General features: G+C 60.8%; 1 pseudogene. It reads right to left on the minus strand.

Annotation, left to right across the window (positions count from 1 at the left end):
• Positions 1-255, minus strand: a pseudogene (locus BEN48_RS19560) (cobalamin-binding protein); the annotation flags it as partial.

Here is a 255-nt window from a genome sequence, read left to right on the forward strand (position 1 = left end):
AAAGTAGGCCGCCGACAAGCGCAACCGGCTGCCGTACCAGCTGAAAAGCTCCCCATCCACAATGCGGATGCGGGCCGTCGAGCATATCTCCTGGAACTCGGCTACATGTTTCGGGCCGGACGGGTAGGGCTCCGACGAAAGCAGAATCTGGTGAGGAAAGTAGGCCGCCGACAAGCGCAACCGGCTGCCGTACCAGCTGAAAAGCTCCCCATCCACAATGCGGATGCGGGCCGTCGAGCATATCTCCTGGAACTC

This window comes from Hymenobacter glacialis, assembly GCF_001816165.1.
Lineage (GTDB): Bacteria > Bacteroidota > Bacteroidia > Cytophagales > Hymenobacteraceae > Hymenobacter > Hymenobacter glacialis.